Raw genomic sequence first — 21,019 nt, 5'->3', positions numbered from 1 at the left:
TCAGGCAAGATCGGTCTGGGCGAAATCATCGCCCTTGTAAAGGAGCGGCATCCCTGCCCGCTTGGCCATCGCGTAAGAAAAGCAATCGCCCATGTTGAGCCGGGCGGGATGGCCAGAGCCTTTTCCAAAACGGCCATGGGCATCCACCAATCCGGGCAACAAAGAGCGATCGACGCTCTCGATGCTCATATTCAGCCGGCTCACAAATTCATCCACCATGGCAATGGCTGTTTCAAGCCCACCCAGCCGTTTGGAAAGGGCGAGAACAGCCTCGAACAGAGCGACCGTCGAGCTGACGCAGCTTACAGCTTGATCAAGCCGCCCCACAAACTCGTCTCGATCCGGTTCGTTTCCCAGTATAGCGACGATGACCGAAGCATCCACGAACATCAGTCGCCCTCCTGGCCCCACAGCTCATCATAAAATGCCTTATCCGGCTCCGGTCCGGTCTTCGGCAGAGCATCAATCTCGTCGAAAAGCGGCTTCAGGCGTTCCATGAGGGGAATTTTCTGACGCTCCCGCTTCAACTCGTTCTCAACGGCCTCGCGCACAGCCTCGGTGATGCCGATGCCGCGTTTCGTGGCCAACTCCCGCACGAGCTGATCGGTTTTCGGATCGCGGATGTGAAAAGCCATGGCATCGCCCTTCGTCTAGACGTTCAGCACTATCATCTAGACAAAAAGAACACAAGAAGAACGATTTTGCGGCTATCTCAGCATCGGCCAGATCGAAAGGGCGAGCAGGATGCCCATGGAAATGTTGAACCATTTCAGGCGGACAGGGTCCGACAAAAACTGCCGTAGCATCTGGCCGAACGCCGTCCACGCCGTCACGCTCGGCACGCTGACGAGCGAAAACACGAACACGACGATCAGCATCGAGAGAAAGGGCGCTTCGATCGTCGTATAGACGGCAACGCCGGAGACCGAGGCAACCCACGCCTTCGGGTTGACCCACTGGAAGGCCGCGGCCTGCAGGAAGGTGAGCGGCTTGGCGGAGCCATCCGCCGTCGCCACGGTGCGGCTGGATGCGATCTTCCAAGCGAGATAGCACAGATAGCCGGCGCCCGCGATTTTGAGTGCCGTGTGCAGCCAAGGGAATATGGTCAGCAGCGTGCCGAGCCCGAGGCCGACCGCCATGATCAGGACCATGAAGCCGACGCAGACCCCGAGCATATGCGGGATCGTGCGGCGAAAGCCGAAATTGACGCCCGACGCCATGAGCATGATGTTGTTCGGCCCAGGCGTCATGGACGAGACGAATGCGAAGGTGGAAAGCGCTATGAACGTCTCGATCGGCATGTCGGCTCCCTGAAAGCGCAAGGCCTAGCGCCCCCTCGCCTCCCACGTCCAATTCCAAGCGGTGAAGCAGCAATCACCTTCCGTGATCGCTGCACCACATTTCAATCGTCCAGACCGCGGTTCATCGCAGCGATCCCGGTCCGGCAGACTTCCATCAGCCCGAGCGGCCGCATGATGGCGATGAACTGCTCGATCTTCGAGACACGCCCGGTGATCTCGAAGATGAAGTGCTCGATATTGGCGTCGATGACACGCGCGCGGAACGCATCGGCAAGGCGCAGTGCCTCCATGCGGTCCTGCTCGCGCCCACGCACCTTCAAAAGCGCCAATTCGCGCTCCAGCGGTTTTTCATGGCCGAGTTCGCGTGCCCTTACCGTCAGGTCCCTGACGCCGTGGACCGGCACGATGCGCTCGAGCTGCGACTTGATTTGCTCCAGCACGTGCGGCGTGCCGCGCGTCACGATCGTGATGCGCGACAGATGAGCCTCATGCTCGGTTTCCGAAACCGTCAGGCTTTCGATGTTGTAGCCCCGGCCGGAAAAGAGCCCGATGACGCGCGCGAGAACGCCCGGCTCGTTGTCCACCAGTACCGAAAGCGTGTGGGTCTCAACCGCCTCGGTCTCTTTTTGGATGAAATAGGCCGAGCCGGTTGGTTGCTGCTGTGCGTTCATTTCGCTGGTCTCTTTGCTGCCGTGCTATTTCTGAAAAAGCGATTACCGATCAAGTCTGTACTAAACCAGCGAGCGCCCTTCCGCGCTGATGGCATTGGCGACGGCCTCGTCGGTGGCTTCGTCCGGCAGAAGCATCTCGTTGTGCGGCTTGCCCGACGGGATCATCGGGAAGCAATTGGCGAGGTTTGCGACACGGCAATCGAAGATGACCGGGCGCTTGACGTCGATCATTTCCTGGATCTTGTCGTCGAGTTCCGCCGGCTTTTCAGCCCGGATGCCGACGCCGCCATAAGCCTCGGCGAGTTTCACGAAGTCGGGCAGCGCCTCGGTATAGGAGTTGGACAGGCGGTTGCCATGCAGCAGCTGCTGCCACTGGCGCACCATGCCCATATACTGATTGTTCAGGATGAAGATCTTGATCGGCGCATTGTATTGCACCGCGCAGGACATTTCCTGCATCGTCATCAGAACCGAGGCATCGCCCGCGATGTCGATGACGAGCGCATCCGGATGCGCGATCTGCACGCCAAGCGCTGCCGGCAGGCCGTAGCCCATGGTGCCGAGGCCACCCGACGTCATCCACCGGTTCGGCTTCTCGAAGCCATAGAACTGTGCCGCCCACATCTGGTGCTGGCCGACTTCGGTAGTGATGTAGGTGTCGTGGCTCTTCGTCAGCTCATAGAGCCGCTGAACCGCATATTGCGGCATGATCACGTCGCTGTTCGGCTTGTAGGCCAACGAGTTGCGCGCGCGCCACTTCGTGATCTGCGTCCACCACGACTTCATGGCCTCCGGGTCGTTCTTCTTGGAAGACGCCCGCCACAGCCGCACCATGTCTTCGAGAACTAGCCCGACATCACCAAGGATCGGGATGTCGACATGGACGTTCTTGTTGATCGACGAAGGGTCGATATCGATGTGGATCTTCTTGGAGTTCGGCGCGAATGCATCGAGCCGGCCGGTGATGCGGTCGTCGAACCGGGCACCGACGCAGACCATGACGTCGCAATCATGCATCGCCATGTTGGCCTCATAGGTGCCGTGCATACCAAGCATGCCCATCCAGTTCTCGCCGGACGCGGGATAGGAGCCGAGCCCCATCAGCGTCGACGTGATCGGGAAATTGGTCAGCTTGACCAGTTCGCGCAGGAGATGGCTGGCTTCCGGACCCGAATTGACGACACCGCCGCCCGTGTAGAGCATTGGCTTCTTGGCCGAGGCCATCAATTCGATCGCCGCCTTGATCTGGTTCAGATCGCCCTGGATGCGCGGCTTGTAGCTCTTCTGCTCGATGACAGGCGAAGGCGCGTGGTAGGTGCCCTTGGCGAACTGGACGTCCTTCGGGATGTCGACGACGACCGGGCCGGGGCGGCCGGTCTTGGCGATGCGGAACGCCTCGTGAAGGACCTTGGCAAGCTCGTTGACGTCTTTGACCAGCCAGTTGTGCTTGGTGCAGGGACGCGTGATGCCAACCGTATCGCATTCCTGGAAAGCGTCCGAACCGATCAGCGTGGTCGGAACCTGGCCGGTGATGCAGACGAGCGGGATCGAATCCATCAGCGCATCCTGAAGCGGCGTCACCGCATTCGTCGCACCCGGACCCGACGTGACCAGCATGACGCCGACCTTGCCGGTCGATCGCGCGTAGCCTTCAGCCGCATGGCCGGCACCCTGCTCGTGACGCACCAGAATGTGCTGAACGTCGTCCTGCTGGAAGATCTCGTCGTAGATCGGGAGGACGGCACCACCCGGATAACCGAAGATGTGCTCGACACCGTTATCGCGCAGCGCCTGCAGCACGATTTCCGCACCGGTCATCTCCTGGCCTGCCGCATCCTGTCGCCGTGTCGCCTGCGCCGGCGCGTCCTTGGTCGTTACGTTCATGGGTCTCGCTCCCGTCCTGTCGTCTGCGTCCGCTTCACCGCCCGCATCCGGGCATAAAAAAAGGCCCCTTGAGGAGCCTCGTTTGCGCATGGGTGGCTGTCGCCGGGTGGTTACACCACCCTGCCCATGCGCCTTCCCACCACGATAAGAATATGTCTGATCATGACCGTCTCGTAACCGTAAACTGCGCGACCGTCAACTGAACGCCGCGGATTTCAAACTGAGACATGCATTCTGTACGAATCGGCACAACCAAATCTTAACAGCCCGTTGTTAGGCTTGCAGTCTTTCGAAGTGGTTGCGGGGCACGATGGATCTCAGTCACACACCCCGGATGGAAGATGCCGCGCTCAAGGATCGACGAGGCCGTGGTGATCCCCGAGAAAGAATGCTCGGCCGTGTCGTCTCGTGCAATGGCGCCCGGGCCACGATTTCTGCCATCGCTGAAAACGGCGAAGTCGCGCTTGCGGAACTCTGGTCGGTCGGCCGGCTGATTTCCATCAGCGTCGGCGAAAGCCGCATCGTCGCGCTCGTCTACTCCATGAATTCGCCCGCCGAATGCTGGCAGTCGGACGCCGACAATATCCTGCATTTCGAAGTCGAACTCGTTGGCGAGATCCGCAACAGCCCCGATCACAAACCGATCTTCATGGCCGGCATCTCCAACTATCCCTATCTCGGCGCGATCGCTCACCGCATCCGTGCTGCCGATCTTGCGGCAATCTACGACAGCGGCCGAAGCGACAGCGTTGTCATCGGCAAGCTGACCCAGGACGAGACGATGGACGCGGCAGTGCACGTGCCCTCGCTTCTCAACCGCCATTTCGCCGTCGTCGGCACTACGGGCGTCGGCAAATCCTCCGCCGTGTCACTGCTGTTGACCAAAGCGATCGAGACGACGCCCGATCTGCGTGTTCTCATTCTCGATCCGCACAATGAGTTCGCCGCAGCGTTCCCCGATACGTCGATCGTCATCGACACCGAGACGCTGGACCTGCCCTTTTGGCTGTTCCGGCTTGATGAATTTACCGAGGTTCTCTTCCGCGGCCGTCCTGGCATTCCGGAGGAAATGGATTTTCTCCGCGAACTCATTCCCGATGCCAAGCGCGCCTTCCGGGGGGGCCCGGACAATGGCCTTTTCCGTCGTGCGACGGACCGCTCGTCGCTGACCGCCGATACGCCTGTGCCTTACCGCATGGCCGATCTTCTCGCGCTCATCGACGAGCGCATCGGACGGCTCGAAGGTCGAGGCGACAAGCCGCACCTGCGTTCGTTGAAAATGCGCATCATGTCGGCGATCAACGATCCGCGCTTTCATTTCATGTTCTCCACCAACACGATCAACGACACGATCGTGGAGACGATGAGCCATATTTTCCGCATTCCGGGAAATGGCCGGCCAATCAGTTGCTTCCAGCTTGCCGGCATTCCCTCGGAAGTCGTGAATTCCGTCGCATCGGTGCTGTGCCGCATGGCCTTCGAAATCGCGCTCTGGAGCGATGGCGGCATTCGCATCCTGGTCCTGTGCGAAGAAGCCCACCGCTACGTGCCGGCCGATCCCAATCTGGGTTTCGTGCCGACCCGCCAAGCGATCTCCCGCATCGCCAAGGAAGGCCGCAAATACGGCGTCAGCCTCGGCGTCGTGACGCAGCGTCCGGGCGAACTCGACCCGACGATCCTGTCGCAGTGCTCCACCGTCTTCGCAATGCGGCTTGCCAATGATCGCGACCAGGAAATCATCCGCTCGGCCATCGCCGATTCCTCGTCGTCGACAACGAGCTTTCTCTCCTCGATCGGCAATCGCGAGGCGATCGCGTTCGGTGAGGCTGTGGCCGTGCCGATGCGCATGATCTTCGAGCGCATTCCGGAACGCAGCCTGCCCAAGGCCAACGGCTCGACCAAATCTCAGGATGGGCAAGAAGCCGAACTCGATCTGCGCACGATCGTTCAGCGCATGCGCAACCTGTCGACCAATGAGGCAGCCGGCCTGACGGGTGCCCCGGTGCCCGAGTTCTTGCCGCAGGCCGGCGAACCGGCGGCCTATGCCGGCGGCCGGATGAGCCAGCCCGGCGACAATGCGTATGGCACGGCCCGCGCGGCTCCATCGCCCGCTCCTCTCCACCATGGCGAAGTGCAACGACCGGCGCCATCGCTGATGGATGACTCTCGCTACCGGGAACCGCAGCCTTCATTGGGCTCGCAGGATCCGGAAACCGCACCGCCGAGACCGACAAGCGGAGGCAGTTCGCTGCGTGCGCAATTGCTGAAGAAGCCGCTGAGCTCTCTGCGCAAATAGGTCGATCGAGGCAGGACGAAACCTGCCTCGCGCTGCACCATCATTTATATTCTAAGAAGATCAGGCGCAGACGCGGTTGCGGCCCTGCCGCTTGGCTTCGTAAAGCTGCGCATCGGCGCGCTTGTAGAGATGCTCGCCGCTTTCCTGGCCATCCCACAATGCGACGCCGGCACTGACCGTAATGCGCAGGGTCACGTTTCCAGTGCCGACCTTCAGCGACCCGATCGCGGTGCGGACACGATCGGCAAGGCCGTAGAGCTGGCTTGAATTGACGTTCGGCGACAGGATAGCGAACTCTTCACCGCCGAGCCTGGCGACCACATCATGGTAGCGCGTGAAATCGGCGAGACATGCCGCGATCTGGCGCAGGACCTCGTCGCCCACATCATGGCCATGGGTGTCATTCACCTGCTTGAAATGATCGATGTCGAGCAGGATCATGCCCATCGGCTTTTCGATATCGCGAAACGCCAGGAGATACTCATTGAGGGCGTCATCGAAATAGCGGCGGTTGTAGAGGCCGGTCAGCGGATCTGTCACCGCCGCATATTCCAGCGTTTGCGACCGCGCGCTGAGAGACGCCGTCATCCGGCGCAGTTCACCTTGCTCGCGCAGGCCGTGCCAGATCATTGGATAGACGAGAAAAACACCGCAAACGATTGCCAGGCCAGCAAAGACGGCGCTGAGAAAGGTGAAGCGGTAGATCAGGTCGATGTCGGCGATCCGCGCCTGAGCGACGAACGAGTCCACATGCCGAAACGCGCTCCAGCTGAAAAACCCGGTCAATCCAATCAGGATGACCAGGAAAAAGAACAGCAGCTCTGCTTTGTGCAGACGCATCGGCCTAACGGACTCCTCTCGTGCCAGCGCTTTTAAAACTAAAGGCTACCGGCAGTTGGTTGTCTTAGGATTAATTACAGATCGACATTGCTAAGTGTCGGGCTGGAATTCCGGTGCCAGTCCTCAGAAAAGCGATTGCGGAACCACGTCGTCTGCCGCTTCGCATAGCGCCGTGTCGCCGCCGCACCCTGCTCGATGGCGCTCTCGAGTTCGAGGGTGCCACCAAGATGCGCGGCAAGCTCCGGCACCCCGATCGCCTTCATCGCTGGCATCGACGGATCGAGATGCAGATCGAGCAGCCCGCGCACCTCATCCAGCGCGCCGCCCTCGACCATCTGCCTGAATCGGCGATCGATGCGTTCGGTCAGGATGTCGCGCTCGGGCATGAGGAGAATGCGGCGGGTGTTAGAGCCGTCGAGAACCGGCTCCCCGCGCGCTGCCTGCAGGACGCTGATCGACTTGCCCGTCGCATCCAGAACTTCCAGGGCGCGCGCGATCCGCTGACCGTCATTCGGCGAAAGGCGTGCCGCCGTCTCCGGATCTTTCCCGGCAAGCTCACGATGCATCCCCGCCGGCCCGTCTGCCAGCAGCTCGGCGCGACGCGCCATGCGGATTGGTTCGGGAATGTCCGGCATCGTCGCCAGCCCACCCAGGAGCGCCTCGAAATAAAGGCCCGTGCCGCCAACGACGATCGGGACTTTGCCGCGGGCATGCACATCGGCAATCACCTCGGCGGCCTCGCGCATCCACTCCCCGGTCGAATAGGCCTGATCCTCTGACCGGTGCCCATAGAGGCGGTGTTCCACCTGCCCTGTATCGGCCTGGCTTGGGCGTGCGGTCAGGACATGAAGCGCGCCATAGACCTGCATGGAATCGGCATTCACGATCACGCCACCGATCCGCTCGGCCAGATCCAGCGCCAGCGCCGACTTGCCGCTGGCCGTCGGCCCCGCTATCAGGATCGCATCCATCTGTCCCCCGGAGTTCTGTATCGATGGCCCTTGTCGCCACGCTGATTGCTGCGCCCTCAAGGCCGGTCCTCACCCCGTCTCTCGCAGAAGCTGCTGCCGAGCGCCTCTCCGCTGCCGGCCTCTATTGGCTTGCCGACGGGATCGCCTGCGATATCGCATTGCGTGACGGACACGACAAGGCCGACGCCGAGTCCATTCTGGCTTCGATGATTGGTGATGCGCCGATCGATGTGGTCGTGCAGATCACCGAAACCCGTCGGAAAAGCCTCCTCCTGGCGGACATGGATTCCACGATGATCGGCCAGGAATGCATCGACGAGCTGGCCGACGAGCTCGGCCTGAAGGACAAGGTCGCGGCCATCACGGCACGTGCCATGAACGGCGAAATCGCGTTCGAGCCGGCACTGCGCGAACGCGTGGCGCTCCTGAAGGGCCTGCCGGTTTCGGTGGTCGAAAAGGTGATCGCCGAGCGTATCACGCTGACGCCCGGCGGCCGGGAACTGATCGCGACGATGAAGCACTATGGTGGCTACGCCGCGCTGGTGTCGGGCGGCTTCACCGCTTTTACCGGCCCCGTCGCCAACATGCTCGGTTTCGATGAGAACCGCGCCAATGTGCTCTTGGATGCCGATGGCCTTCTCGTCGGCGCCGTCCAGGAGCCGATCCTCGGCCAGCAGGCGAAGCTCGATGCACTTCTGGAACTCTGCGAGGCACGCGGCATCGAGACCGACGATGCGATGGCCGTCGGCGATGGTGCGAACGATCTCGCCATGATCGAGCGGGCCGGCGCAGGCGTAGCACTTCACGCCAAACCCGCGGTCGCCGAGCGCGCGCGCCACCGCATCAACCACGGCGACCTCACCGCCCTCCTCTACATGCAGGGCTATCGGAAGACGGATTTCGTCACATGACGCCCATCGAGACCGACCGCCTCATCCTCCGCAATTGGGTCGACAGCGACCGCGCGCTCTTTCACGAGATCAACTCGGACGAAGCGGTCATGCGGTTCTTCGAGTTTCGGCGCAACCGCGCCGAGGCCGATGCGAAGATGGACGAGATCAGGGCGGAGATCGACGAGCTTGGCTACGGCTTCGGTGCGGTGACCGTGAAGGCGACAGGAGAGCCGATTGGGTTCGCCGGCATCAGGCCGTGCTCCAGCCTGCCCCACTATGCCGAGCAATGCGTTGAAATCGGGTGGCGGCTCGTCGAGCGGTCATGGCGAAAGGGTTATGCCAGCGAGGCGGCGCAGGCCTGGCTGCGATATGGTTTCGAGACCCTGCGCCTCGGCGAGATCATGTCCTACGCCGTCCACGACAATCATGCCTCCACCGGCGTGATGCGCAAGATCGGCATGCAGGCACTGCCGGAATACACGTTCGACTATCCCGGCATTCCCGATGAGCTGTCCCATCTGCGCCGATGCGTCGTCTATCGCATCACCCGCGAAGAATGGGCCGAGCGCCGGCCCGATCCCGCCTCCTGACAGACAGGCCTGCCGGCTTTCCTGGCATGGCTCAGTCCATCCGCAATGTCACGAATCGAAGTGTCCCATCTGCCTGCGCCACCATCAATAGCGCGTTGCGACGCCCTTCTTCGCGCAGCTCGGAAATACGCGCCTCGACGTCCGCAGGCGTCGCCATCGTTTCCTGAGCGATTTCCACGATCACTTCGCCGGCGACGACACCCTTCTCTTCCGCTTCCGAACCTTCCGACACGTCTGCAATCAGCACACCGTTGACGGCAGCATCGATGCCGAAGGCGTCGCGCTGCTCATCATCCAGTACGCTGAGCGTGAGCCCGAGCACATCGACCGTGGCGCTCGGCTCCTCCTCGCCATTCTCTTCGCCTTCGGTGCCGAGTTCGGCTTGCTCCTGGCCGCTTTCCAGTCGACCCAGCGTAACCTCGACAGTCTGCTCCTCGCCATTGCGCAGGATCAGAACGTCGACCACGTCGCCCACCGGGCTTTCGGCCACGATGCGCGGCAGATCGCGCATGTCGTTGATCGGACGACCATCGAATTCGAGAATGACATCGCCGGGCTCGATGGTACCGTCATCGACAGGACCACCATTGATGACACCGGCCACAAGGGCACCGCGCGCGCGGTCCATGTCGAGGCTTTCCGCAATCTCGCTGGTCACTGGCTGGATGCGAACGCCGAGCCAGCCACGGCGGGTCTCGCCGAAATCGCGCAGCTGATTGATGACATTGACGGCAAGATCGGCGGGAACGGAAAAGCCGATGCCGATGGATCCACCGGTTGGCGATATGATCGCCGTGTTGATGCCGATGACTTCGCCGCGCATGTTGAACAGCGGGCCGCCGGAATTGCCCCGGTTGATGGCCGCGTCAGTCTGGATGAAGTCATCGTACGGGCCGGCATTGATGTCGCGGCCGCGTGCCGACACGATGCCGATGGAAACCGACCCGCCGAGACCGAACGGGTTGCCGATCGCCATGACCCAGTCGCCGATGCGCATGGCATCGGAATCGCCGAATTCGACATGGTCGAGCGGCTCGGCCGGTTCGACGCGCAGCAGCGCGAGATCGGTTTGCGGGTCGGTGCCCACGATTTCAGCCGAGAGCGAGGTGCCGTCGGCGAAATTCACTTCGATGTCGTCGGACTGCTCGATCACGTGATTGTTGGTCACGATCAGGCCGTCAGCGGAAATGACGAAGCCTGATCCGAGGGAATTGACGCGGCGGGAGCGCGGAACCGGCGGGGTCTGGCCGTTTTCCTCACCGAAAAAATCATTGAAGAAATCCTCGAAAGGCGAGCCCTCGGGGATCTGTGGCATCGGCGATGTCTCGTCGTCGCTGACGCGCTGCGATGTCGAAATGTTGACGACGGAATCGAGAAGGCCTTCTGCAAGGTCCGCCACCGAGGCAGGGCCATCGACGGGTGCGCGCGGCGGAACGGGGTCCGCCATTTCCTGCGCAGCGGCCGGAAGAGGAAGGATCGAGACGGCTGCGAGAAGCGAGAGCGAACGCGCCCATCTCGATGCTACGCTGATCGTGTGGGTCATTGCCGCCTTCTCCCTGCGATTGCATCCGGCGAGCCTGCCGGTTGCATGGGTATAATAGTTCATTCCGCCGCGGCGGAAATAGGGCTTCGTCGCGTCAGCCGCGAACAAGCCAGATCACGAAGACGCCTGCGGCAAGCGCCACAATACCGGAAAGCCGGAGCGTCTGATCAGACAGCTCCGGCAATCGTTCGGCCATTTTACGCATGGCGGTGGGGGCTGCAGCATAGACCAGACCCTCGATGACGAGGACGAGGCCTATGCCGACGAGCAGATCGCTCATTTTGCCCGCTTACTCGGTCGCGCCTGTCGAAGGCTCGATTGCGACCGGCGGTGTCGACGGCTGAGGCGCTGCAGCGGCATCGCCCGCAGCATCCGCACCTTCGTCGGCAGGCTGCGTGACAGGCTGCTGGGCGCCGCTGGCGACGGGAACAGTGCCGCCGGACGCATCCCGGAAGTAGCGGAAGAACTCCGAATCCGGCGACAGCACCATGGTCGTGTCCGAGTCCTGGCTCAGCGAAACAGCATAGGCCGACATCGAGCGGTAGAAATCGAAGAAGTCTTCGTCGCGCGAATAGGCTTCGGCGTAGATGCGGTTTCGTTCCGCGTCGCCCTCACCTCGAAGGATTTCGGAGTCACGGGTCGCTTCCGAAACGATCTCGACGACCTGACGATCGGCAACGGCACGCAGACGCTGCGCCCCTTCCCGACCGCGGGCGCGGATCAGTTCTGCTTCGGCCAGACGCTCGGCGATCATGCGCTCGTAAGTCTGCTGCGAGACCTGCTGCGTCAGGTCGGTCCGGCGGATACGGACATCCTCGATGCGAAGACCCAGATTCTCGGCGTCCGTACGAAGCTGCGAAGCGACTTCATCCATCATCGCCTGCCGCTCTTCGGAAAGCGCCGCTTCGAAACCGCGCAGACCATAAGCCCGACGAAGAGCCGAATCGAGACGCGTTCTTAGACGCGCTTCCGCGGAAACGATGTCGGCCGACACCGCCTGGCGGAACCGCTCGGCGTCCTGGATGCGATAAACGACGAAAGCGTCGACATCATAGAACGCACCACCGGATACCTGAACGCGGATGTCATCCAGGTCAAAGCGCATGGCACGGTCTTCGACGAACTGTACCGTGTCGGCACCGGCAAACGTGAATGGCAGCTTGAAATAGAGGCCTGGCTCACTGTGCACCGCACGGATTTCACCAAAGCGGGCGACGATCGCTTGCTCGCGCTCGTTCACGACGAAGATGGACGAGAACACCGCGAAAACGACGACCGCCAGGACGATAATGATAGCGGGAAGCTTGTTACCCATTACTGGTTCCCTCCCTGATTTTGCGACTGCTGTGCCTGGCGATTGACCTCAGGCAGCGGCAGATAAGGAACCACGCCCTGACCACCGGTCTGCTCGACGATGAACTTGTTGGAATCGCGGAACACGTTTTCCATCGTTTCGAGGAACATGCGCTTGCGGGTCACTTCCGGTGCGGCAGCATATTCATTGTAGATCGACACGAAGCGCTGCGCTTCACCTTCTGCGGCATTCACGACCTGATCGCGATAGGCTGCGGCCTCTTCGCGAACCTGGGCGGCCTGACCGCGTGCCTGACCAAGTTGCTGGTTCGCATACTGGTTGGCTTCTTCGACGAAGCGATCTTCGTCCTGCTCGGCGCGCTGCACTTCGTCGAACGCATCGGCCACTTCACGCGGCGGCGCCGCGTCTTCGATCGAGACGGTATTGACCGACATGCCGGAGCCGTAACGATCCATCGTCACCTGAATGACGTCGGTGACTTCCATGGCAATCGCTTCACGATTGTCACGGAAAACGTCCTGTGCAGGACGGCGACCGACGATCTCACGCATGGCGCTTTCGGCAACCTGGCGCAGGGTTTCTTCCGGGCGCTGCAGGTTGAAGAGATAGGCCGCGGGGTCGGTCACGGAATAGAGAACCGAGAACTGGACATCGACGATGTTCTGGTCGCCAGTCAGCATCAGGCCCTGCGTGCTGTTGGCCTGATCGCCACCGCCCACGTTGATCTGGCGCTCGACGATCGTGGCACGCTCAACCGTTTCGAAAGGCCAGAAATGGAAGTGCAGGCCGGGCATGGACATTTCGTCCTTGGGAGCACCAAAGCGAAGCTCGATGCCGCGCTCATCCGGCTGGACGGTGTAGATCGATTGGAAAAGCCACAGCGCGACGAGACCGACGCCGATCAGACCGAACAGGGCTGGGCTGGGCCCGCCGCCGCCCGGGATCGCGTTCTTCAGTCGATCCTGGCCACGCCGAATGATTTCCTCGAGGTCTGGTGGACGATTGCCGCCACCGCCGCCACCACCATTGGGACGTTGAGGCCCCTGACCCCATGGGCCTTGGTTGTTGCCTCCTCCTCCTCCACCGCCGCCGCCCCAAGGGCCGCCGCCGCCATTCTGATTACTCCAGGGCATTCAGTCCTCATTCTGTTGGAAGCGTCATGCCGGCTGTTGGGAACAACACGCCGGAACACGCATTTTTATCGTTATGTCTCAAATGCGTTATAGGTGTGACTGGCCGCGCTTTCAACGCGGGGGGCCAACGGCTACAGACGATTTCGGCCGCCAAGCGCAGTGTCTAGCGCTGCTTGCGACGGTAAACCGCATAGCGTGTCGGCTCTGAATCCGACGGCCCGACGGGAATGGAAACCTCTTCCAGACACTCCCAGTCTTCGGCATCGATGTCCGGAAAGTGGGTATCGCCCTCCGGCATCGCTTCCACATGGGTCACATGCAGGCGGTCGACATAGGGCAATGCGTGATCATAGATCTCGCCGCCGCCGATGATGAAAATCTCGTCGGCGCGTTCGGAATGGGCAACCTGGCGGGCAAGGCGCAGAGCCTCGCGCATGTCGCCTGCACGGGTCACACCTTCGGCATGGAACGCGTCGTCCCGCGTCATGACGATATTGGTGCGGCCCGGTAGCGCGCGCCCGATCGTTTCATAGGTGCGACGCCCCATAATGATGGGTTTGCCCATCGTCAGCGATTTGAACCGCTTGAGATCGGTCGACAACCGCCAGGGCATTTCGCCCGAGCGGCCGATAACGCCGTTCGAGGCGACGGCTACGATAATAGAGACAATGGGATCGGTCACACAGCGACCTTTGCGCGGATGTGCGGATGCGGCTCGTAACCCGACAGCGTGAAGTCGTCGAATGTGAAGGCGAAGACGTCGTCTACGCTCGGATTGAGTTCCATCTTCGGCAAGGTCCGCGGCGCCCGCTTCAGCTGCTCGCGTGCCTGCTCGAAATGATCGGAATAGAGATGTGCGTCACCGAGCGTGTGAACGAAGTCACCCGGCTTCAGGCCGCAGACTTGCGCGATCATCATCGTCAACAGCGCATAGGAAGCGATGTTGAACGGCACGCCGAGGAAGATGTCGCCGGAGCGCTGGTAGAGCTGACAGGAGAGCTTGCCTTCCGCCACGTAGAACTGGAAGAGGCAATGACAGGGCGGCAAAGCCATTTCGTCGACTAGCGCCGGATTCCAGGCCGACACGATCAGGCGGCGCGAATTGGGGTTCGTCTTGATCTGGTGAATGACGTTGGCGATCTGGTCGACATGCCCGCCATCGGGCTTAGGCCAGGAGCGCCACTGATAGCCATAGACCGGGCCAAGATCGCCATTCGCGTCCGCCCAGGCATCCCAGATCGAAACGCCATTTTCCTTGAGGTAGGCGATGTTGGTGTCGCCCTTGAGGAACCAGAGCAGCTCATGGACGATCGATTTCAGATGCAGCTTCTTCGTCGTCAGCAACGGGAAGCCTTCGGCAAGATCGTAGCGCATCTGGTAGCCGAACACGGCACGCGTTCCTGTTCCGGTTCGATCCATGCGGTCGACACCGGTCTCCAGCACGTGCTCGAGAAGATCCTGATACTGCTTCATGCCACTCACCGCAGGTCGCTTGTCGGGCGCCGACTATAGAAGCTCAGCGCCGTGAAAGCACGAATTCGCGCGATGCCATCAACAGGAAAGCAAAATCACTTCGAAAGCGTCGGCCAGTTCGTCTGCGCCGAGCGCACATAGCCGGGGATATCGCTCTGCCAGGTCCGCTGAACGCCGCGGCTGTAGTTGAGATAGAGCCGCCCGTCGACGATGTCCCAGATTTCGGGCTCACCCTTTGCGGTGTAGCCTTCGGCCACCGCGTAGGCGCAATACCCGCCGAACTGTGGCGCATAGCGATCCGGATCGGCGCTGAATGCCTGCCGATTTTCGACAGTCGCGAAGTGGAAGATAGCGCCCTCATGCGTGAGCGCAATCGACGGATCGCCACGTCGGGCTTGGCCTTCGGTGAAATAGGCAACGGGGTCATAGCCGCCGACCGCGACACCGTCAACCAGGCCGGTAAACCAGCGATCGGCTTTCTCTGCCTGCGCCTGCGGCATCAGGGGCCACAAGGCAGCGGCGGTCACAACAGCAAGCAGCATGCGACGTTTCATCACGACATCCATCCACGACGAATTCCTCGATCATGGATGCCATCTCTTCGCACAATGCGCATCACACGACTTTTCACGAGCGCGTCACGTGCGATCTGCCGGGATGCGAGCGCATTCCCTCTTTCAATCGAGCGGCGGAAACCCTATATCTCGACTGTCGTCGCAAGGCGACTATGGCAATAAACGGGCGGTGTAATAAGCTCTTCGGACCCGGGGGCGGTACCCGGCGCCTCCACCATGAACCGACGGTTGCAAGCGCGCTTGCCAGGCCGGTTGATGATGGGGGCGAAATAGGATCGACGGGAGTGTAAAGATCGACTTTTTGCCCGGCATGATACCACCGTTATCGGGTCAAACTTGTAGTTGCAAACGACAACTATGCAGAAGCTCGTCTCGCCGCCTAAGGGCAGCGCGACAGTTTCAATTCAAGCCCTAGTCGGTATGCTCGGCTAGGCGGGGTCCGGAGGCACCTGGCAACAGAAGCCTCCACCTTCTCAATGATTTGGTCTATAGACGGCGCATGCCGACTCGCACGGTCGGCCGAAACAGCGAATAAGAAAGAAATGGCCCCATGGTGCAGGACCACATCCGCTACGACATTCTTGCGCAGGACGCGCTTCGCGGCGTGATCCGCAAAGTGTTATCGGAATGCGCCGCCACGGGGTCCCTCCCCGGCGAGCACCATTTCTTCATCACCTTCATGACGAACGCTCCCGGCGTGCGCATTTCGCCGGCGCTGCGCAAGAAGTATCAGGACCAGATGACGATCGTCATCCAGCACCAGTTCTGGGATCTGAAAGTCACCGAGACGCTGTTCGAGATCGGCCTGTCCTTCTCCGATACGCCCGAAAAGCTCGTGATCCCGTTCTCGGCCGTGCGCGGCTTCTATGATCCCTCCGTCAATTTCGAGCTCGAATTCGACAGCGCACCCGGCGAAGTCTCGCTCGTTGGCGAAGACGACACTGCGGAAACCTTCGATCCCGTCGCTTCGCTGACGGAAGAACTGATGGAAGGCCCGCTCGACGACGCGCCTGCCGCATCCGGTGAAGGCGACGACGACAAGCCCAAGGGCGGCAAGAAGTCCGGCGCCGACGTCGTGTCGCTCGACGCATTCCGCAAGAAGAACTGAGCCGACGATGTCCGGCGATGTCGTCAATCTGCGCCAGGCTCGAAAGCGCCGCAAACGGGCAGAGGACGAAAGCCGCGCGGCTCAAAACCGCATCACATTTGGTCGCACGAAAAGCGAGAAGCAAGCGACATCAGCGCTGAACACGCTCGTCGACAGACGCTTGGAGGCCGGCCGCCGTGAAACGACCGAGCCGGTCAAGCCGGATGATGGAAACTGACGCATCCGCTTCTCGTTCCGCTGCGGGCGTCACGGCATGATCCGTAAGCATTCGATTTCGCTGAGCGGCCATCGTACCTCGTTTTCGCTGGAAGACGCGTTCTGGACTGAGCTTCAGGCACTCGCCAAAGCGCGCGAATTGCCGATCGCTGCTTTGATCGGTGAGATCGACGCGGAACGAGCGCCGGACTGCAACCTATCCTCCGCAATCCGGCTTCACGTATTGGCTGCGCTGAAAGCTTCAGCCGGCCACTGATCCGTTGATCATTCGACAGCGTTGAGATCGACCCCGGGAAGCGTCTGGAAATCAGGCGTTGGAGCAGGTCCGCTAGGCAAGCCATTGGCGGGCACGTCGCCAGGAAGTGGCGGATTGATCGCCTGGCCTTCGAAGCTTTGCTCGTCGAACGGCTGATCCCAGCCTTCGAGCGCCGGCTGTTCGCCCGGCACATCGCTCGGGGGTATCTGGAAGGGTGGCGCAGCCGGTAGCGGCACCTCCGGCGGCGGTGCATCGCGCAACGCGTCTTCGGCTGCTTGCGCCTCGGCTGCACGCCGTGCAGCTTCCTCCGCCTGCCGTTCCGCTTCCCGCGCCAACCGCTCGGCTTCGGCCGCAGCGCGCTCTTCGCGCTCCGTTGCCCGTGCGGCGATATCCGCACGCAGAAGCGCTGCTTCACGGCGCAGCCTCTGCTTTTCGAGCACCGCCGCCTGCACCCGTTCGACCCGGCGTCGCTCACGCTCATAGGCACGCAAGGACAGGAAATTGGCGAGGTCGATCGCCGTCAGCGAAACCTCCGGCGCCTCCAAGGTGCCGCGCACGGCGACGTCAACGGCCGGCAATGCGCCGGGCATCGCTTCGTCTCCAGCCTCGAAAGCAAGATCGAAGCTGGCGTTCAGCGCCATGGTGCGAAGATCCACTGCACCGTCACCCGATAAGGAAGCGCCCTCGCCTTGCATCACCATGCTGGAGGCGCGGGCGACGCCGCCGGCCACATTGACCGGCACTGCCAGCCTGCTCGAGGTGAAAGCGCCTGCATCCAGGGCTTCGGCGGCCAGCTCCGCGACCGTCGCCTCGTCGATGATAAAGCCTTGTGCATCTGCGCCTACGAGGATGGCAGAAAATGCCTGCTGATCGAAGCCGTCGATGCGGAGTTTGTCGAGCTGCAGTGTCGCCGATCCGCTAAGTGCTCCAACCACCGCCTGCGGACTTTTGCCCGTGCCATCGAGAGCGATGGCGATCCCTGCCCGGCCGGACAGGTTCTCGAGTTCGGGGTTGTCGGCGAATATCCGCGCGATATCGGCGTCGACCAGCTGTGCCTGCAGCCGCACGACGCCCGTATCGTCGGCAACACCGAATGCCGTATTGCCCGAGATGCGTCCGCCCAGCCAATCGCCTTCGGTCTGGGACAGCATCAGCGTGCCGTCCTGATAGCCAAGCCGCGTCGAGAGTGTCTGGGCAGGTTCGGCGTGACCCAGTTCCGCCGCATCGGCCGTGACGGCAATATCCAGAACGAACGGATAGGGAGCAGTCTGAAGCAGCTCTCGATCGGACCACGCTCCGGTATCGCCGGAACGAAGCGGAGCGCCTGCCAGCGCTTCGGCGAGCCAGGGCAGATCGAGCAAACCGATGTCCAGCGATCCGTCGATGCGGACATCTTCGTCACGACTGACGGTCAAATCGGCCGACAGCGGATTATCCGCAATCTGCCCTTCCAGCCGCTCGATCCTCCAGAGATCGTTCTCGACCGTGACGCTGGCAGTGAGATCGGCGGGCAGACCGCTGCCGAAACCCGGCAGTCCGAGCCCCGTCAGCAGCAGATAAGGATCGAGGTCTTCAGCGGCGAGCACGACATCAAGCTCGCCGGCCGTGAGGCGTGATTGCGCAAACGACGTGGCGCCATCGACCCGCAGGGATAATCCCGGGCCGGCAAGCGTAGCCGCGACCGAAGCGCTGTTGGAAAGAACCCCGTCCACGGCAACGTTGATGCGCATTGGTCCGCCGACATCGAAGGGGAGAACCGGCAACCCGATCTGCGCCAGAAGATGATCGGACCGGGAATGTTCTGCCTCGAACGTCAGATCGAGCGGAACATCGGCCCCGATTGTGGAAACATCACTCGACACGCTGGCGGCGATGATGCTGCCGCCGCTCGTGCCTTCGATATCCAGCGAATAACCGCTGCTGCCGTTCTGACGCGGCGTATCGCGGGCCGAGCCGAGCGTCAGTTCGACAGTCAGATCCGTCTCGCGGAAAAGTGCGGCGTTTTGCCGGAAATGCGACAGGTCGATCACGCCCCGCAACCGGCGCTCGGCCAGAGCCAGTGCCGCAGCCGGATTCTCGGAGGAAATGCGGATGTCTGCCCGCCCCTGCGGTTCGATGCGCAGATCGGAGAAAACGCCGACCGCGGAAATTGCGGCACCTTCGATGTCGCCCACCGACAGCCGCTCGATGTCGAGCAGCCCGCTGCCGTAGGTGAATGCCGTGTCCACATCGGACATAGCGATGCCGTCGGCCGTAAAGTTCTCCGCCCTGAACCGCGCCGCAAGATCATGCCCTGCAATGCCGGGCTGGCTCTCACCATCGCCGAACAACCCGACCAGCGCCGAAAGCGCGTCGAGATCGAGCGTGTCGCCGGAAAGATCGACCGCGAGCGACGGCACTTCCGATTGCGTCACGCGCTCGAAGCGGCCCTGTAGCGTCGCCGGTCCGATCGCGAGTTCCAGGTTCTCGAAGCGCTGGAAACCCGTCGTCAGGTGAACGTCGGCCTGGAAGCCGGCGGCTGTGAGCCCGCGGATGGCTGGCGGCACGGAGCCGCGCAACCAGGATGCCAAACCACTCGGCTGGCTCGATGCCACGACGAGGTCGCCTGAAAAGCCGAAATCCTGTCCAAGCGCCAAGTCTCCCGACGCTTCGATCAACGTCCGGCCCGGCAGCGATGCGCGGAACCGGTCGACACGCCAGGCGTCGCCATTGTCCGGCGCCGCCTCGATGCTGACATCGCGCAGCGTCGTCTCGCCGGCCACGACGGCAGGAAGATTGAGGCTGACGCTGCCCGGAAGATCGGGAATTGGGATTTGAGCGATGATATCGCGGAAGGTCGCGACCCGTTCTGCGGCCGAAAGCGCGACCACATGCTCCTCGGGTTCGGATTCGGTCGCTTGAGTGTCGGTAGCCGCCTCGCCGTATGCCGGCGGGGCCGCATCGCCGATCCGGTCGACATCGATCTGCTGGCCGTCGGCTATAACGAGAAATTCAGGTTCGGGACCGGTATCGAGCGTCGCCTCGCCGGTGACGACATAAGGGTCGGTGGCAGCGCCGACCTCAAGGCGATAATCGGGAATGCGAAGCCGGTCGCTTTCGGCCTCAAACCTTCCGCTGCCGCGCAGCGCCGCCGCTGCAGGCCCAGCTCTCACCGTTTGCGAAGCGCCTGGCTCCGCCTGCGCGCGCAACATCTGCACCACGAAATTGCCGGCATAGCGCGGCTGGCCGTCCGCAAAACGGGCATCGCCATCAAGCTCGAGCGAGATCGGATGGCGATCGGGCGAAAGCCGCGTTGTCACGCGGATCGTGCCCTGATCATTCACGGGGCCGGTCGTGATGGAGAATGCAGCGCTCTCGTCGCCGCGCCGGGCGGTGCCGGTGACGCGCCAAGGTCCGATCAGCGCATCCGCCGAGACGGTCGCTTGGACATCCTCGATTTCATGCACGCGCCCGTTTTGTCCATCCTGAACGGTCAAATGGCCATTGGTGATCGCAACCCGCTCCAGAACGACATTTGCGGTTGGCATCGCCTGTTCGGTGCGTTGCGCCCAGTCGATCACGCCATTTTCGTCGAGTTGCACGGTCAGATGCGGATCCTCGATGCGCATGTCGAAGATGCGCACTTCCCCGCTGAGGAACGGCGCCAGTTCGGCATCCATCGAGAAACGCGCGATCCGCATCATCGCGTCTTCTGCTGGAACGCCCTCGCCGGCCGATCCGCCGACTTCCACATCGTTGAAGGTGACCGAAGGAAACGGCAAAAGCCTGGCGTCGGCGCTGCCGTGAACGACGACCCGCTGGCCAAGAATACGGCTCGCCTCCCGCTCGAATTCAGCGCGATAGTTGCTCCAATCGACGAAGGGAGGAACGATCAGCGCCGCAAACAGAACGACGACGATCAGGCTGCCGATGAAGACGAACAGACGAGCCAGCGCAAAAGTCTCCTTGAACCGC

The 21,019-nt window shown here is 61.9% G+C and carries 21 protein-coding genes and 1 other RNA gene; 7 read left to right on the top strand and 15 right to left on the bottom strand.

The annotated features are described in order from the left end of the window. The 5 genes from PU133_RS08510 to PU133_RS08490 all read right to left on the bottom strand — a co-directional run bounded on the left by PU133_RS08510 (position 1) and on the right by PU133_RS08490 (position 3,856). Positions 1-390, bottom strand: coding sequence for a type II toxin-antitoxin system VapC family toxin (locus PU133_RS08510; protein WP_245451487.1), 390 nt, complete (start codon positions 388-390; stop codon positions 1-3). Beyond that, a complete protein-coding gene (locus PU133_RS08505) occupies positions 390-635 on the bottom strand; it encodes a type II toxin-antitoxin system VapB family antitoxin (RefSeq protein WP_126009550.1) in 246 nt (81 codons plus the stop codon). Before PU133_RS08505 ends, PU133_RS08510 begins: the two co-directional genes overlap by 1 nt. 72 nt (positions 636-707) lie before the next feature. Then, positions 708-1,301 carry a LysE family translocator gene (locus PU133_RS08500; RefSeq protein WP_126009548.1) on the bottom strand — a complete coding sequence of 198 codons (594 nt, stop codon included), beginning with the start codon at positions 1,299-1,301 and terminating at the stop codon, positions 708-710. A 101-nt stretch (positions 1,302-1,402) separates the two neighbouring features. Next, entirely contained in the window at positions 1,403-1,972 is a 570-nt protein-coding gene (ilvN, locus tag PU133_RS08495; protein ID WP_126009546.1) for an acetolactate synthase small subunit, read from the bottom strand. Between the two features lie 60 nt (positions 1,973-2,032). After that, positions 2,033-3,856: an acetolactate synthase 3 large subunit gene (locus PU133_RS08490; RefSeq protein WP_126009544.1), complete on the bottom strand. Its 1,824-nt coding sequence runs from the start codon at positions 3,854-3,856 to the stop codon at positions 2,033-2,035. 310 nt (positions 3,857-4,166) lie between these two features. Between PU133_RS08490 and PU133_RS08485 the strand changes: the two genes are divergently transcribed. Beyond that, positions 4,167-6,152, top strand: coding sequence for an ATP-binding protein (locus PU133_RS08485; protein WP_404864274.1), 1,986 nt, complete (start codon positions 4,167-4,169; stop codon positions 6,150-6,152). A gap of 60 nt (positions 6,153-6,212) precedes the next feature. On the opposite strand, the gene PU133_RS08480 is transcribed toward PU133_RS08485, so the two are convergent. Both PU133_RS08480 and miaA read right to left on the bottom strand, forming a co-directional pair. Next, on the bottom strand, positions 6,213-6,992 hold the full coding sequence (locus tag PU133_RS08480; protein ID WP_126009540.1) for a GGDEF domain-containing protein: 780 nt from the start codon (positions 6,990-6,992) through the stop codon (positions 6,213-6,215). Positions 6,993-7,066: 74 nt separating this feature from the next. Next, entirely contained in the window at positions 7,067-7,963 is an 897-nt protein-coding gene (gene miaA, locus PU133_RS08475) for a tRNA (adenosine(37)-N6)-dimethylallyltransferase MiaA (protein WP_404864273.1), read from the bottom strand. 23 nt (positions 7,964-7,986) lie between these two features. Between miaA and serB the strand changes: the two genes are divergently transcribed. Both serB and PU133_RS08465 read left to right on the top strand, forming a co-directional pair. Continuing rightward, on the top strand, positions 7,987-8,874 hold the full coding sequence (gene serB / locus PU133_RS08470; protein WP_404864272.1) for a phosphoserine phosphatase SerB: 888 nt from the start codon (positions 7,987-7,989) through the stop codon (positions 8,872-8,874). Further along, entirely contained in the window at positions 8,871-9,446 is a 576-nt protein-coding gene (locus PU133_RS08465) for a GNAT family N-acetyltransferase (RefSeq protein WP_404864271.1), read from the top strand. The genes serB and PU133_RS08465 overlap by 4 nt, the downstream gene beginning before the upstream one ends. A 31-nt stretch (positions 9,447-9,477) precedes the next feature. Here PU133_RS08465 and PU133_RS08460 read toward each other — a convergent pair whose 3' ends face one another. The 7 genes from PU133_RS08460 to PU133_RS08430 form a co-directional block, all read right to left on the bottom strand. Further along, positions 9,478-10,989, bottom strand: a complete 1,512-nt coding sequence (locus tag PU133_RS08460; protein ID WP_404864270.1) for a DegQ family serine endoprotease — start codon at positions 10,987-10,989, stop codon at positions 9,478-9,480. 94 nt (positions 10,990-11,083) lie between these two features. Beyond that, positions 11,084-11,269 (bottom strand): DUF2065 domain-containing protein, encoded by a 186-nt coding sequence (locus PU133_RS08455; RefSeq protein WP_126009530.1) that lies wholly within the window; start codon positions 11,267-11,269, stop codon positions 11,084-11,086. A gap of 9 nt (positions 11,270-11,278) precedes the next feature. Then, complete coding sequence (hflC, locus tag PU133_RS08450; RefSeq protein WP_404864269.1) at positions 11,279-12,304, bottom strand: protease modulator HflC; 1,026 nt, start codon at positions 12,302-12,304, stop codon at positions 11,279-11,281. Continuing rightward, entirely contained in the window at positions 12,304-13,437 is a 1,134-nt protein-coding gene (gene hflK, locus PU133_RS08445; protein WP_404864268.1) for an FtsH protease activity modulator HflK, read from the bottom strand. Before hflK ends, hflC begins: the two co-directional genes overlap by 1 nt. Before the next feature lie 163 nt (positions 13,438-13,600). Then, the gene (locus tag PU133_RS08440; RefSeq protein ID WP_404864485.1) at positions 13,601-14,050 is read right to left on the bottom strand and encodes a dihydrofolate reductase; all 450 of its coding nucleotides are present in this window, start codon (positions 14,048-14,050) and stop codon (positions 13,601-13,603) included. A gap of 65 nt (positions 14,051-14,115) precedes the next feature. Beyond that, positions 14,116-14,910, bottom strand: coding sequence for a thymidylate synthase (locus PU133_RS08435; RefSeq protein ID WP_404864267.1), 795 nt, complete (start codon positions 14,908-14,910; stop codon positions 14,116-14,118). 95 nt (positions 14,911-15,005) lie between these two features. Next, positions 15,006-15,464: a YHS domain-containing (seleno)protein gene (locus tag PU133_RS08430; RefSeq protein ID WP_404864266.1), complete on the bottom strand. Its 459-nt coding sequence runs from the start codon at positions 15,462-15,464 to the stop codon at positions 15,006-15,008. Positions 15,465-15,581: 117 nt separating this feature from the next. Here PU133_RS08430 and ssrA point away from each other — a divergent pair. The 4 genes from ssrA to PU133_RS08410 all read left to right on the top strand — a co-directional run bounded on the left by ssrA (position 15,582) and on the right by PU133_RS08410 (position 17,065). Beyond that, positions 15,582-15,955: a transfer-messenger RNA gene (gene ssrA, locus PU133_RS08425) on the top strand. Positions 15,956-16,035: 80 nt separating this feature from the next. Next, positions 16,036-16,593 carry an SspB family protein gene (locus PU133_RS08420; RefSeq protein ID WP_404864265.1) on the top strand — a complete coding sequence of 186 codons (558 nt, stop codon included), beginning with the start codon at positions 16,036-16,038 and terminating at the stop codon, positions 16,591-16,593. A gap of 7 nt (positions 16,594-16,600) precedes the next feature. Next, entirely contained in the window at positions 16,601-16,810 is a 210-nt protein-coding gene (locus PU133_RS08415; protein WP_404864264.1) for a DUF4169 family protein, read from the top strand. 36 nt (positions 16,811-16,846) lie between these two features. Then, positions 16,847-17,065 (top strand): ribbon-helix-helix domain-containing protein, encoded by a 219-nt coding sequence (locus PU133_RS08410; RefSeq protein WP_126009514.1) that lies wholly within the window; start codon positions 16,847-16,849, stop codon positions 17,063-17,065. Between the two features lie 8 nt (positions 17,066-17,073). Here PU133_RS08410 and PU133_RS08405 read toward each other — a convergent pair whose 3' ends face one another. Next, positions 17,074-20,988 carry an AsmA family protein gene (locus tag PU133_RS08405; protein WP_404864484.1) on the bottom strand — a complete coding sequence of 1,305 codons (3,915 nt, stop codon included), beginning with the start codon at positions 20,986-20,988 and terminating at the stop codon, positions 17,074-17,076. Between the last annotated feature and the right edge of the window lie 31 nt (positions 20,989-21,019).

The organism is Georhizobium sp. MAB10, assembly GCF_045012825.1.
GTDB classification, from domain to species: domain Bacteria; phylum Pseudomonadota; class Alphaproteobacteria; order Rhizobiales; family Rhizobiaceae; genus Georhizobium; species Georhizobium profundi.
Note: the sequence above shows the minus strand (reverse complement) of the source record. Positions and strands in the feature narration are given on the sequence as shown.